Genomic DNA, 12,982 nt, shown 5'->3' with positions numbered 1-12,982 from the left:
GAATGATGAGCCGGGAGATGCATACAACATGAAAGAGCTTCTGTATATAGGCGCTGGCGGATTTCTGGGTACACTGACCCGATATGCCATTCAATTGGGGATTCCATCAGCCAATGTAGGCTTTCCTTGGGCAGTCCTGCTGATTAACGCGATTGGCAGCCTGTTTTTAGGATGGTTCTTTACCATCGCCGTCCCGGACAAAATAACACCACAACTTCGTCTTGCGATAGGCACCGGATTTACAGGTGCATTTACTACGTTTTCTACGTTTACGCTGGATATTGTCCGCCTATCCGAGAACGGCATGTGGACGAAGGCCGTAATTTATATCGTGGCGAGTTTGCTCGCGGGTTTGCTGCTCTGTACGTTGGGAATCCGGCTTGGACAGTTCATGCGGGGTAAATCGTCACAGGATGGTGCAGCATGATGATCTGGATTGGACTTGCAGGTACTTTAGGGGCCATACTTCGTTACAGTCTGGGGCGATGGATCTCAGGAAAATTGGGTACAGCTATCCCATGGGGGACCTGGATCATTAATATCAGTGGTTCTCTGCTGCTGGGCTTGTTATATGGATGGCATCAATCGGAGATGATCTCGGATGGACTTTGGGTTGTGTGGGGCACCGGATTTTGCGGAGCCTATACAACGTTCTCGACCTTCGGGTATGAAACGATTCAATTGCTCACCATGAAACGTTATCCATCAGCGATTCTATATGTAGTAAGTTCCGTTTTACTGGGTGTAGCTGCCTCCTTTGCTGGCGTTTGGTTAACGGCATAACTAAAAATTTTAAATGTTTTTTCAGGAAAAAGCAGGAAAAAAGCCATCCTTCATGGTATACATGAAAGATGGCTTTTATGATGGGAATACAGGGTATTCCACATCTTCTATACATATTGGAGGCTTTCCTGATTATTGCATCGCTGGTACAGGTACTTTTTGAACCTGATCAATCGTGCCACCGCCGAGACAAACATCACCATCATAGAATACAACGGCTTGTCCCGGGGTAATCGCTTTTTGTTGTTGATCGAACTGTACATCGACGCTTCCGTCTTCCTGCCAAGTCAGAGTGACGCCTTGGTCCGGCTGACGATAACGGAATTTGGCGGTGCAGCGGAAAGGTACGTTAGGCACTTGGTCAGCACCAGCAATCCAGTTAACGCCAGTTGCCGTCAAACCTGTTGAGTACAGACTCGCGTGCGCATCGCCTTGAACCACAAGCAGCTGATTTTTCTCCAGATCCTTATCGGCCACGAACCATGGTTCACCATTGCCGGAACCGCCAATACCCAGACCTTGGCGCTGTCCGAGGGTGTAATACATCAGTCCGTCATGACGGCCTTTTACTTCACCCGTTACAATATCAACCATGTCTCCGCCTTTCGCAGGAAGGTAGTTGCTCAGGAATTCCTTGAAGTTGCGCTCACCGATAAAGCATACGCCTGTGCTGTCTTTTTTCTTAGCCGTGTACAGACCTGCCGCTTCAGCAATCTTCCGAACTTCCGGTTTAGGAAGATGACCGATCGGGAACATCGCTTTGGACAGCTGGTTCTGGCTTAGTGCATTAAGGAAGTAGGTTTGGTCCTTGTTGCTATCCACGCCACGCAGCAGTTTGAACGTGCCGTCTTCTTCGATAAGGCGAGCATAGTGCCCTGTGGCAACGTAGTCTGCGCCCAAATCAAGCGCCTTGTTCAGGAATTCGCCAAACTTGATCTCGCGATTGCACATGACATCTGGATTTGGAGTCCGACCTGACTTATATTCATCAAGGAAATAGGTAAATACTTTATCAAAGTACTCTTTCTCGAAGTTGACAGTGTAATAAGGAATGCCGATCTGTTCACAAACCCGGCGAACGTCCTCTGAATCTTCTTCAGCGGTACAGTGGCCGAACTCGTCCGTGTCATCCCAGTTTTTCATAAAAATGCCGATGACATCGTATCCCTGCTCCTTCAGCAGCAAGGCGGTAACGGAAGAATCGACACCTCCGGACATGCCAACGACGACCCGAGTATTCTCAATTGTTTTGGACATCGTTATCACCATTTCTATATATAAATGTGTTTCGTTTCTATTCTAGCATAACCGGACTCAAGTTACGATACACCCGGCCAATTTTGGATAGTGTCCACTCCAGGCGCACAATTTGGAATATCGTCAATCTTTCTTTTCCATAAAGCTTGCAGATATGTTAACATTAGCTGAGGGTTATGATCGGAATACGGAGGATTACGTGCTTGAGATCTGTATTATTCATATCCCGCTGTGGCGGATCATGAATAATACGGTCTTGCATCACGCCAAGTATATAGTGTAATTGTTTTTCTGAAAATTGAAAGAGGTGACTCCTTTGAAAATATCGACAAAAGGCCGTTATGGGCTAACTATCATGATGGAGCTGGCAGCCAGAACTGGCGAAGGCCCTACATCCCTTAAAAGCATCGCGGAGCGCAACCAGCTCTCGGAACATTATCTGGAGCAGCTAATCGCACCGTTACGCAATGCCGGACTCGTCAAGAGTATCCGTGGAGCATATGGTGGATATATTTTGGCAGGAGATCCTGCGACAGTAACTGCAGGTGACGTGATTCGTGTTCTGGAGGGGCCGATCTCCCCAGTAGACTTCACCGAGGAAGATGACCCGGCCAAACGGGATCTGTGGCTGCGCATTCGTGACAGCATTGCAGAGGTGCTGGATTCTACAACGCTCAAAGACCTGATTACATTCCAAGATCAGGAACAAAAAGACAGCTACATGTTCTACATCTAATCAAGGTTGATTAAGGAACATTCAGCCATACACTAAAGCCCCCATTATGGGGGCTTTAGCCATGCAAAGCAACATTTTATACCCATAAATCAAATGAAATTTCAACATATAACGGGGTGAATTCAATGAACAGAATTTATTTGGACCACGCTGCATCCACGCCCATGCATCCACAGGTAGCGGAAGCGATGATGAAAGTCATGACTGGCCAATATGGCAATGCTTCGAGCATACATTCTTTTGGACGGGATGCGAAGCGGACGGTTAGCGGAGCAAGGGACAGTATTGCGGCTTCCTTGGACTGTTTCCCGGATGAACTCGTATTTACGAGTGGTGGCACGGAAAGTGATAATCTGGCAATCTTTGGTGCCGTTTCTGCACGAAAAGAGCAGGGGAAACACGTGATTACAACGGTGATCGAACATCATGCGGTTCTTCACAGCTGCCAGGAGCTTGAACGTCAAGGTTATGAAGTTACCTATCTGCCTGTAGATGAGCATGGAAGAATAAGTTTGGATGAGCTTCAGGAGGCTATTCGGCCGGATACGGTACTGATTACGATGATGTTTGCCAATAACGAGGTAGGAACGATTCAGCCCATCCGCGAAATAGGGGAGCTGGCACGGAAGCATCAGATTTTATTTCATACCGACGCAGTGCAGGCTCTGGGCACCCAAAACATCTCTTGTAAAGATCTACCGGTTGACTTGATCAGTTTCTCTGCGCATAAAATTAATGGGCCCCAAGGTGTAGGGGCACTTTATGTGCGTCGTGGCATCGTACTGGAAGCCAAATCCCATGGAGGGCTGCAAGAGCGTCAGCGCCGAGCAGGTACGGAGAATATCGCAGGAATTGCCGGATTTGCAGAGGCTCTCAACATTGCGACAGCGCAAGCAGAGACGCATCGTCAGCATGATCTGGAATTACGGAAGCTACTGTTAAAACAGCTGGAAATCCATGTGGGCAAAGCCCATTTTCATGTGAACGGTCATCCCGAATATACGCTGCCCAACATTCTGAATATCAGTTTTCCTGAGGTATCTACAGAAACCATGTTAATGAATCTGGATATGGAAGGTATCGCGGTCGCGAGCGGTTCTGCATGTACATCAGGCTCTCTCGAGGTATCTCATGTACTCAAAGCAATGATGCTGCCGGAGGCATTTTTGCATTCAGCGATTCGTTTTAGCTGGGGATTGGGTAATACTACGGAAGAAATCATGAAAACCGCCGAAAAAATTGGAACCATTCTTGAACGATTGCGTAATAGACCCTAAGGGGCTCTTTTGCACATGGAACAAAAGGAGGGAAGAAGTTCCATTTCATCGGTTAGATAGAAGCGGTTTTGATGATCGGCGTCTGATTGCCACTCATCAACTTTGGGCATACCTAGCAATAGCGCCGCGCCTATTTAATGATAAGAAGATGAGGGGGACCCTGCGATGAAGCTTCAGGAAATGATCGGACTAGCCGTTTTTGATGTCGAGGACGGAAAACAGGTCGGTAAGATCCAGGATTTCATTGTTAGTGACGATTGGAAAATTGAAGGCATTGAACTTGAGAACAAAGGCCTGTTTACCAATCATGTCAAAATCGTGCAGTGGCAAGACATTGTTGCCTACGGCGAAGATGCCGTCATGATCCGCAATCAACAGGCTGTCCGCAAGACGGGAGCCGACGACATAAAACACACGTATCTTCTTGGCCAGTCTAAATTGAAAGAGATGTCCGTGCTGACCGAGGAAGGTTTGCTGCTTGGACGAGTCTCCGATGTTTATTTTGACCAAGAGTTGGGAAATACAATAATAGGGATTGAAATTACGGACGGTTTTGTGTCCGATCTGATCGAGGGCCGTAAATGGCTGCCATGTACAAGCGATATGTCTATCGGGGAAAGTGCCATTATGGTACCTCCACTGAGTGAACAGCGCTTGGAAAATGCCATTCATTCTGTTAATGGATAGGTGAATGTATATGAAATGTCCAAATTGTAGTTCCAAAGATATCGGGAAAATTGGTTCCCACCAGTTCTATTGCTGGGGTTGCTTTATTGAACTGAACGTAAACGGTGAGAAAATGTCTGTATATCAAGTTGAAGAAGATGGAACGCTCAGCTCGCTTGACGATCTATTCTTCGGGGAAGAGCTGCCACAGGACTTCCCGCACTTGCACGCATCTTCTTAAAATGCGAGTGAAACTTCCTCTATATGCGGTTTTGTGACAATGAACGTCACGGACCATGTCGCAAAGCGACGACAGATGTGTATAGATGACAGTTACATAGCAGTCTGTCCAGCCTGCATTAATGTATGCTGGGGCAGGTCTCAACATGCGTCTCCTTCCTTAGTGAAGGGGGCGCTTTTTCGTTTTCTTCTTTTCCACATCTGTGCCGGGTTAATAAATATTCCCTTTCCTACATATACTGACTCTCAGAGCCAGTCCAAAGGGGAGAGATGCAAGTGGAGCAATTAACCAAAAACAAGCTGTTCCGTTATGCCATCTGGCTGCTGCTCGGCTTGATTATTCTATATTTTATATGGCTGTTAAGACCCTTGCTGCTTCATATATACGGATTCCTGAAAACCGTTCTGGCACCGTTTATCGTGGCCCTCATTATTTCCTATGTGCTTAATCCCATTGTAAGTATGTTGGGCGGACGGAAGGTGCCACGCTCCATCGCTGTTTTGCTGATCTATGCTTTTTTTCTCACTTGTATCGGCGTCATACTCATGAATGTCATTCCGGTACTGATTGAACAGCTTGAAGAACTGAACGAGCATATGCCTGAATTGTCGATGCGCGCGCAGAGCCTAATGAACAGCATGGATCATAAATTGTTGCCACCAAGTGTACGCACAGGCATGAACAGCTGGTTCTTCCAAATGGAAGACCGTCTTACCCAAGGCATAACGATGCTGATGGACAATATCGGAGCCACGATCAATGTGCTGTTTAACGTATTTATTGTGCCGTTTCTCATTTTCTATATGTTAAAAGACTTTGAAGTGTTCGAACGCACGATCGTTGCATATCTGCCGCGATCTCGCCGCAAAGCCATCGTTTCGGTCATGAAGGAGATTGATACGGCACTCGGTAATTATATTCGGGGTCAGTTCATCGTCTGTGTGATTGTTGGCATCTTCGCCTATATCGGTTATGTGATTATTGATATGCCTTACGCGCTGCTGCTGGCAAGCATTGTGGCCGTATTTAATATTGTGCCATACCTAGGGCCTTTCCTGGGTGCGGCGCCAGCTGTAGTCATGGCTTCAACCGTATCTGTTAAAATGGTCCTCCTGGTGGTCATCGTAAACACGTTATGTCAGGTACTGGAGAGCAACGTCATCTCCCCGCAAGTTGTAGGGCGGACACTGCATCTGCATCCGTTGTCGATTATTTTTGCGCTGCTAGTAGGTGGAGAACTGGCTGGTATTGTAGGTCTTATTTTGGCGGTGCCTGTTTTTGCCGTTTTGAAAGTCATCGTGCAGCACTTTTTTGCCTACTACATCAAGCGAAGGACGGATTAAGAGCCCAAGGGTGAGGTGTCCTGGGGGTACATTGACACTCGCATGGCGTACCGATATAATGAAGTCACATGTTTTAAAAAAATGAAATCGATGATGAAATGAAGTACGCCGGGGGTTCCTTTCCTCAGAGAATAGACTTCTTCGGATCAGATTCAGATCTGACCGATGGCTGGAAGAGTCTTGAAAGTTGAAGCGGCGGAAAGCTGATTTCGGAGTGCAGGACAACCCTGCCGGGCGCGACCGTTATTCGCATCAACGAGGAGATTGCTGATTGACCCGTAACAAGGGACAGGTAGCAATAACCAGGGTGGTACCGCGATAACATCGTCCCTGATATTTCAGGGGCGTTTTTTGTGTTTGTTTTTACAAAAGCAATGTTTACCAACCGGGGCAAATCGCACCGGACCATTATAATTAATTGGGGGCAATCCGTATGAAAGCCAGTGAAATCCGTTCCAAATGGATAGAGTTTTTTGCAAGTAAAGGTCACAAAATCGAGCCAAGCGCATCGCTCGTACCTCACAACGATCCATCCCTTTTGTGGATCAATGCGGGGATGGCGCCGCTTAAGCCGTATTTTGACGGACGTGAGAAACCGGAGAATCCGCGTCTTGCGAACTCCCAAAAATGTATTCGTACCAACGATATCGAGAATGTCGGCAAAACACGCCGTCACCATACGTTCTTCGAAATGCTGGGTAACTTCTCCATTGGAGATTACTTCAAAGAAGAAACCATTACTTGGGCATGGGAATTCCTAACGAGCAAGGAATGGATCGGATTCGATCCAGAGCGTCTGTCGGTAACGGTTTATCCGGAAGACGAAGAGGCTTTCAAACTGTGGAACGAAAAAGTGGGATTGCCGGCAGAACGCATCATCAAACTGGATGAGAACTTCTGGGATATCGGTGAAGGCCCATGCGGACCTTGTACCGAAATATTTTATGACCGCGGTGAAGCCTACGGCAATGACATGAACGATCCGGAAATGTACCCAGGCGGGGAAAACGAGCGTTATCTTGAAGTATGGAACCTGGTATTCTCCCAGTTCAATCACAACAAGGATGGCAGCTATACACCGCTTCCTAACAAAAACATTGATACAGGTGCTGGTTTGGAACGTTTTGCGTCCATTCTGCAGAACGTGGATTCCAACTTTGACACAGACCTGTTCCAACCGATGATTCAAAGAACAGCGGCACTTGCCGGTGTGAAATACAACGACAGCGTTGAAATTGATGTAGCGCTGAAAGTTATTGCTGACCATATCCGTACCGTTGCTTTTGCAGTAGGCGATGGCGTTCTGCCAAGTAATGAAGGACGTGGATACGTTATCCGCCGCTTGCTGCGCCGTGCTGTACGCTACGGAAAGGTTCTCGGATTGGACCGTCCATTCCTCTATGAACTGACAACAACAGTCGGTGAAGTCATGGGCGTATACTACCCAGAGGTGGTAGACAAGCAAGAATTTATCGCCAAGGTTATCAAAACCGAAGAAGAACGGTTCCACGAAACACTTAGTGACGGATTGGCGATTCTGGCAGACATCAGTGCTGCAGCCAAATCCGAAGGTCGTACGGTGATCAGTGGTCCGGAAGCATTCAAATTGTATGACACATATGGCTTCCCGTTTGACCTTACAGAAGATTATGCTGCAGAGCATGGCTTGACTGTTGATCGTGAAGGTTTCGATGCATCCATGCAAGAACAACGTGATCGTGCACGTGCAGGCCGTCAGGAAAGCGAAAGCATGAAGGTTCAAGGCGGACCACTTGCTGATCTGGAGGTTAAAAGCGAGTTTGTTGGTTATACTGACCTGTTGACGGAAGCAAAAGTGGTTGCCATCGTTGCAGGCGATGCCCTTGTCGACTCAGTAAGCGAGGGACAAACCTGTCAGGTGATCCTGGGCAAAACTCCGTTCTATGCAGAGAGCGGCGGACAAGTCAGCGATCAGGGCTTGCTGCGCGGAGCAGGCGTTACTGCCAAAGTACAAGGGCTGTTCAAAGCTCCGCAAGGACAGCACGTACACATGGTAACCGTAGAGTCGGGCGAATTGCGTGTAGGTGATGTGATTCAAGCGGAAGTGGATGCGTCCAAGCGCGGAGATATTATCAAAAACCATACAGCTACCCATTTGCTGCATAAAGCGCTTAAGGATGTGCTGGGAACGCATGTCAATCAGGCAGGTTCCCTTGTGGAGCCACAGCGCCTGCGGTTTGACTTCTCTCACTTCGGCAGCATTACGCCGGAAGAATTGACAGAGATTGAACGTCAGGTGAATGAGCAGATCTGGAATCGCCTGAATGTAAACATTGAATTGAAGGCCATTGATGAAGCCAAAGAAATGGGCGCTATGGCATTGTTCGGTGAAAAATATGGAGATATTGTACGTGTCGTACAAATCGGTGACTACAGTTTGGAACTTTGTGGCGGCTGTCACGTAAACAATACATCGGAGATTGGCATGTTTAAACTTGTCAGCGAGAGCGGCATTGGTTCCGGTGTACGCCGGATCGAGGCTGTAACAGGTCGTGGTGCGTACCTCTTCGTTGAAAGTCAATTGGAGCTGCTCAAGCAATCCGCAGCCCTGCTCAAAGCCAATGTTGCAGATGTGCCTAAACGGATCGAAGGTCTGAACCAACAGCTAAAAGAAGCTGCGAGAGAAACAGAATCGCTGCAAAGTAAGCTGAGTGCCATGGAAGCAGGCTCGTTGACGGATCAAGTGGTACAGGTAGGAGATACACAAGTACTCGCAGCCCGCGTGGACGCGCCGAACATGGATGCTCTGCGTACCGTTGCCGACGAATTGAAAGTGAAACTGCCTGATGCTGTGCTCGTTCTGGGTGCTCCTGCAGATGGCAAAGTGAACTTCGTGGTTGCTGTTCCTGCTGAGAAAGTGAAGCAAGGTCTTCATGCCGGTAAAATCGTCAAGGAAGTTGCAGCAGTATGCGGCGGTGGCGGCGGCGGACGTCCAGACATGGCACAAGCCGGAGGCAAGGATGCGTCCAAGCTGGATGAAGCGCTGAAACTGGCCGTTTCACTCATTGGTTAATAACGGACAAGCAAAAAACACAATTGCGTTCTCCTTTGTTTACTCGTGGCAGTCAGAATATGTTATTATATAAGCAGAAATCAATTCGGCAGGACATGGTCCCCATGTTCATGCAGGAGCGAGGTGTCATCAATGGACTCCATGGATAAGACGGTTAAATTTAATGTGAAAGCTGACGAGCAGGAAGCATCCTCGAAAGAGATTCTTCTTACGGTGTATGATGCACTGGTGGATAAGGAGTATAATCCAATCAACCAGATTGTCGGGTATCTGATTTCGGGAGACCCTGCATACATTCCTCGTCATAACAACGCACGCAGTCTGGTCCGGAAGAAGGAGCGCGACGAGCTGATTGAAGAGCTTGTACGCTCTTATCTGGCCAATCACCGGTAATGTATACCGCTTCCGCTGTGATGCAGCCATGCATGCAGCGGGAAATGAACCGACAGAAGACAGCCTGAAGCTTGAGGAGGGAAGAAACTTATCTTCCCGCACGGGCTTGAGGATGGGAGAGCATGGATGAAAATATTAGGTTTGGACTATGGGGACCGAAGAATCGGAGTTGCCGTTAGTGACGCCTTCGGTTGGACTGCCCAGGGATTAGAAGTGCTTGAACGCCGCCGGGATGAAGGTGAGTTCGGTCGCATTGCTGAACTTGTGCGTGAGCACGAAATCAGCGAGATCGTTGTCGGGCTCCCCAAAAACATGAACGGCACCGTAGGGCCGCGTGGTGAAATTTGCATTGCTTTTGCCGAACGCCTGCGGGGCGAACTGAATTTACCTGTTCACCTTTGGGATGAACGGCTGACAACCATGGCAGCAGAACGAACGCTGATTGAAGCGGATGTCAGTCGGAAAAAACGCAAGCAGGTTGTGGACAAAATGGCCGCAAGCTTGATTTTGCAAAATTATTTGGATGCGAACAGTAAAAGGTGAGGGGGATCAACAATGGCTGAAGATCGACTGGGTATGGAAGAAGAATCGGAGATTATTTACATCGCGGATGACGAGGGCAATGAAGAAGAATTCGAAGTCATCATGAAGTTTGAAGTGGATGGGTCGGAGGCCAAGTATATGATGGTTGCTCCGGTTGAACCTGAAGATGGCGAAACGGATGTATATGCATTCCGTTACGAAGAAGATGGCGACGATATTAAACTTTTCGTCATCCAAGATGATGCCGAATGGGATATTGTCGAGGAGACGTTTAATACATTTTTAGCTGAAGATGAAGAGGAAGCGAACTAAATGACGGAATATAGCCGCAAAGACCTGAAATGGACAGATTCACTGCGTCTGGCATTCGGTGCTCATGTTGAGCTCGAGGAAGAGAACGGTAAATCGCAACCGTATGATTTGTTGGCTGAGTTTGAAGTGCATGGTCAACAGTACGCGGTACTCCGCAGTTCATTGCGTCCTTATGACGAGGTTGAACTTCTGCGGGTATTGCCGGGAAGCGAAGACCAGATCATGCCGGAGTTAGTTACGATTGATGATGACGATGAATGGGAGAACATCTCGGAATTGTACGACGAGTGTACCCTCCCTATTGACGAAGATTAACCAGCTTCAAATCGAAGAAACCGGAAGGGCGGAGAAGTCCGCTCTTTTTGGTTGTGTAAAGGAGTTGCGTCTTTTTTGAAAGGGAAAGTCATACTAGTCGTTCTGCTGATCATTGTGATTGCAGCTGGAGGAGCGGGTGCTGCGGTCTGGAACATGATGCGTCCCGTTGCAACTTCGGCAGATCCAGTCGTATTCGAGATCAAAAGCGGATCAGGGACATCCCAAATTGCCGATCAGCTGGAACAAGAGGGGCTGATTCGAAGCGGTTTAGCCTTTAAGGGATACTTGAAATGGAAGAAACAAGGATCGAGTTTTATGGCAGGTACATATTCGATGAATCCTGGCGTGTCATACGATGAGATCATTAGCAAGCTGAACAGCGGTGAAGTGGTACCCGAAGAAATGATGAAATTTACGATTCCTGAAGGATATACCGTGCTGCAAATGGCGGATAAATTGTCTGCAGAAGGTGTTGTAGATCGTGAGGAATTCATCAAGCTGGCGAATGATCCGTCTTCCTTCGATGTCGATATCATTAAGGACATTCCTGTGGACGAAGAACTTCGTTACGTCTTGGAGGGATACTTGTTCCCTGAAACCTATGAGCTCAAAAAGGGCAGCTCCACCCATGACGTCATGCAGCGAATGCTTGAAGAATTTCAGACCAAAATCAATACCATACCGGATCTGGAATCCAAACTGAAAGCACGAAATCTCTCTTTGCATGAGCTGCTTACGATCGCTTCCCTTGTAGAGCGAGAAGTTGTGGTGGATGAGGAACGTGCGCTGGTTGCAGGCGTTATTGATAACCGGATCAAGCAGGACATGAAGCTGGAGATTGATGCGACCGTTCAATATTTGCTGGACAAGCCCAAGGCACGATTGTTGTTCAAAGACTTGAAGGTGAAGAGTCCATACAATTCGTATCTCAACAAGGGACTGCCGCCAGGGCCGATTGCAAGCCCGAGTTTGGAATCCATTGAGGCTGCTCTGGCACCGGAAGATTCAGACTACCTGTTCTATGTTACGAAGAAGGATGGTTCATCCGGGCACCTGTTTGCCAAAACGTATAAGGAACATCAGCAAAATATAGCCAAAAGTAAGGCTGCGCAATAAGCGGAGGGGATGTATATGAGTAAGAAACATGAACTGCTGGTTACGGCAGCAAATGTAAATGAAGCAGAAGTACTGCTACAGGCCGGAGCAGATGCTTTATTAATTGGGGATGATCGCTTCGGCATGCGTTTACCTGGCAGTTTCACTGTGGAAGAGACAGCAGAAGTGGTTTCCCTGGCTGCCAAACATCAGGCTCGTGTCTATGTATCCATGAATAACTTGATGTCCAACGAGCTGCTGAAGGAGCTCCCTGAGTATGTTCAGGCTCTGGGCAGCATTGGGGTTCATGCCGTAGAATTTAACGATCCATCCGTGCTGGCTGCGATTAAGGAGTATGCTCCCCATATTCAGCTGCACTGGAATGCGGAGATGACTTCAACGAACTATGCAACCGCCAACTATTGGGGCAATAAAGGTGCCAGTCGTGTTGTACTCGCCAGGGAGCTGAATATGGATGAGCTGACGGAGATGGTTCCTTTTCTAAAAGTTGAAGCTCAGGTCCAGGTGCATGGCATGACGAATATTTATCATTCCAAACGCAGTCTGGTTCAAAGCTATATGGCTCATCAGGGGCGCCCGGTAGAGGGGCACCTTGGTAAAGAACGCGGGTTATTTCTGATTGAGGCAGAACGCCGGGATGAGAAATTCCCGATTTATGAAGATGTCAATGGTACGCACATTATGAGCTCTGAAGATATTTGCATTTTGGAGGATCTACATCTGTTGATGGAGGCAGGTGTTCATAGCTTCAAGATTGAAGGTATTCTCAAACCGCTAGTTTATAATGAGGCTGTTGTCCGGGCATACCGGAAGGCTATTGATTGTTATGCAGCAGATGCGGATGCATATGCTTTTTCGGATGAGTGGCTGGATGAGGTCCGCCAATTGCAGGATCCTGAACGGGAGCTGTCATTTGGCTTTTTCTACAAAGAACAGGTGTATTAATAG

Annotated in this window: 15 protein-coding genes; 14 read left to right on the top strand and 1 reads right to left on the bottom strand. The window is 47.8% G+C overall.

Going from position 1 to position 12,982, the window contains the following annotated elements; translation table 11 throughout:
- The first annotated feature begins 28 nt into the window (after positions 1 to 28).
- Together crcB (CHH60_RS14570) and crcB (CHH60_RS14565) are read left to right on the top strand one after the other, a co-directional pair.
- The gene (crcB, locus tag CHH60_RS14570; protein WP_095359788.1) at positions 29 to 427 is read left to right on the top strand and encodes a fluoride efflux transporter CrcB; all 399 of its coding nucleotides are present in this window, start codon (positions 29 to 31) and stop codon (positions 425 to 427) included.
- Positions 424 to 783, top strand: a complete 360-nt coding sequence (gene crcB / locus CHH60_RS14565; RefSeq protein WP_095359787.1) for a fluoride efflux transporter CrcB — start codon at positions 424 to 426, stop codon at positions 781 to 783. Before crcB (CHH60_RS14570) ends, crcB (CHH60_RS14565) begins: the two co-directional genes overlap by 4 nt.
- Positions 784 to 915: 132 nt before the next feature.
- Here the strand turns inward: crcB (CHH60_RS14565) and mnmA are convergent, their stop codons facing one another.
- Positions 916 to 2,040, bottom strand: a complete 1,125-nt coding sequence (mnmA, locus tag CHH60_RS14560) for a tRNA 2-thiouridine(34) synthase MnmA (protein ID WP_141236692.1) — start codon at positions 2,038 to 2,040, stop codon at positions 916 to 918.
- A 316-nt stretch (positions 2,041 to 2,356) separates the two neighbouring features.
- On the opposite strand from mnmA, the gene cymR reads away from it, so the two are divergent.
- The 12 genes from cymR to CHH60_RS14500 all read left to right on the top strand — a co-directional run bounded on the left by cymR (position 2,357) and on the right by CHH60_RS14500 (position 12,979).
- A complete protein-coding gene (gene cymR, locus CHH60_RS14555; RefSeq protein WP_076287765.1) occupies positions 2,357 to 2,776 on the top strand; it encodes a cysteine metabolism transcriptional regulator CymR in 420 nt (139 codons plus the stop codon).
- A 125-nt stretch (positions 2,777 to 2,901) separates the two neighbouring features.
- The gene (locus CHH60_RS14550) at positions 2,902 to 4,053 is read left to right on the top strand and encodes a cysteine desulfurase family protein (RefSeq protein ID WP_095359786.1); all 1,152 of its coding nucleotides are present in this window, start codon (positions 2,902 to 2,904) and stop codon (positions 4,051 to 4,053) included.
- 165 nt (positions 4,054 to 4,218) lie between these two features.
- Complete coding sequence (locus CHH60_RS14545) at positions 4,219 to 4,740, top strand: PRC-barrel domain-containing protein (RefSeq protein WP_095289518.1); 522 nt, start codon at positions 4,219 to 4,221, stop codon at positions 4,738 to 4,740.
- A 10-nt stretch (positions 4,741 to 4,750) separates the two neighbouring features.
- The gene (locus tag CHH60_RS14540; RefSeq protein WP_095289519.1) at positions 4,751 to 4,960 is read left to right on the top strand and encodes a hypothetical protein; all 210 of its coding nucleotides are present in this window, start codon (positions 4,751 to 4,753) and stop codon (positions 4,958 to 4,960) included.
- Positions 4,961 to 5,235: 275 nt separating this feature from the next.
- Positions 5,236 to 6,303, top strand: coding sequence for an AI-2E family transporter (locus CHH60_RS14535; protein WP_095359785.1), 1,068 nt, complete (start codon positions 5,236 to 5,238; stop codon positions 6,301 to 6,303).
- 433 nt (positions 6,304 to 6,736) lie between these two features.
- Positions 6,737 to 9,355: an alanine--tRNA ligase gene (gene alaS / locus CHH60_RS14530; protein ID WP_095359784.1), complete on the top strand. Its 2,619-nt coding sequence runs from the start codon at positions 6,737 to 6,739 to the stop codon at positions 9,353 to 9,355.
- Positions 9,356 to 9,487: 132 nt separating this feature from the next.
- Entirely contained in the window at positions 9,488 to 9,748 is a 261-nt protein-coding gene (locus CHH60_RS14525; protein ID WP_024633073.1) for an IreB family regulatory phosphoprotein, read from the top strand.
- Positions 9,749 to 9,874: 126 nt separating this feature from the next.
- Positions 9,875 to 10,291 carry a Holliday junction resolvase RuvX gene (gene ruvX / locus CHH60_RS14520; RefSeq protein ID WP_095289522.1) on the top strand — a complete coding sequence of 139 codons (417 nt, stop codon included), beginning with the start codon at positions 9,875 to 9,877 and terminating at the stop codon, positions 10,289 to 10,291.
- A gap of 12 nt (positions 10,292 to 10,303) precedes the next feature.
- Entirely contained in the window at positions 10,304 to 10,603 is a 300-nt protein-coding gene (locus CHH60_RS14515) for a DUF1292 domain-containing protein (RefSeq protein WP_095289523.1), read from the top strand.
- Positions 10,604 to 10,918: a DUF1292 domain-containing protein gene (locus CHH60_RS14510; RefSeq protein ID WP_095289524.1), complete on the top strand. Its 315-nt coding sequence runs from the start codon at positions 10,604 to 10,606 to the stop codon at positions 10,916 to 10,918. It abuts the gene before it with no gap.
- Between the two features lie 75 nt (positions 10,919 to 10,993).
- Positions 10,994 to 12,034: an endolytic transglycosylase MltG gene (gene mltG / locus CHH60_RS14505; protein ID WP_255247933.1), complete on the top strand. Its 1,041-nt coding sequence runs from the start codon at positions 10,994 to 10,996 to the stop codon at positions 12,032 to 12,034.
- Positions 12,035 to 12,049: 15 nt separating this feature from the next.
- Entirely contained in the window at positions 12,050 to 12,979 is a 930-nt protein-coding gene (locus tag CHH60_RS14500) for a peptidase U32 family protein (protein ID WP_095359783.1), read from the top strand.
- Positions 12,980 to 12,982: the final 3 nt, after the last annotated feature.

The sequence above is a fragment of the Paenibacillus sp. 7523-1 genome (assembly GCF_002276415.1).
Classification (GTDB): Bacteria; Bacillota; Bacilli; order Paenibacillales; family Paenibacillaceae; genus Paenibacillus; species Paenibacillus illinoisensis_A.
Note: the sequence above shows the minus strand (reverse complement) of the source record. Positions and strands in the feature narration are given on the sequence as shown.

Bases quoted from the DNA above. Each gene is read 5' to 3' on its own strand.
- crcB (WP_095359788.1), top strand. From the start codon at position 29: ATGAAAGAGCTTCTGTATATAGGCGCTGGCGGATTTCTGGGTACACTG.
- alaS (WP_095359784.1), top strand. From the start codon at position 6,737: ATGAAAGCCAGTGAAATCCGTTCCAAATGGATAGAGTTTTTTGCAAGT.
- CHH60_RS14550 (WP_095359786.1), top strand. From the start codon at position 2,902: ATGAACAGAATTTATTTGGACCACGCTGCATCCACGCCCATGCATCCA.
- CHH60_RS14515 (WP_095289523.1), top strand. From the start codon at position 10,304: ATGGCTGAAGATCGACTGGGTATGGAAGAAGAATCGGAGATTATTTAC.
- crcB (WP_095359787.1), top strand. From the start codon at position 424: ATGATGATCTGGATTGGACTTGCAGGTACTTTAGGGGCCATACTTCGT.
- CHH60_RS14510 (WP_095289524.1), top strand. From the start codon at position 10,604: ATGACGGAATATAGCCGCAAAGACCTGAAATGGACAGATTCACTGCGT.
- ruvX (WP_095289522.1), top strand. From the start codon at position 9,875: ATGAAAATATTAGGTTTGGACTATGGGGACCGAAGAATCGGAGTTGCC.
- CHH60_RS14525 (WP_024633073.1), top strand. From the start codon at position 9,488: ATGGACTCCATGGATAAGACGGTTAAATTTAATGTGAAAGCTGACGAG.
- CHH60_RS14540 (WP_095289519.1), top strand. From the start codon at position 4,751: ATGAAATGTCCAAATTGTAGTTCCAAAGATATCGGGAAAATTGGTTCC.
- mnmA (WP_141236692.1), bottom strand. From the start codon at position 2,040: ATGTCCAAAACAATTGAGAATACTCGGGTCGTCGTTGGCATGTCCGGA.
- CHH60_RS14500 (WP_095359783.1), top strand. From the start codon at position 12,050: ATGAGTAAGAAACATGAACTGCTGGTTACGGCAGCAAATGTAAATGAA.
- CHH60_RS14545 (WP_095289518.1), top strand. From the start codon at position 4,219: ATGAAGCTTCAGGAAATGATCGGACTAGCCGTTTTTGATGTCGAGGAC.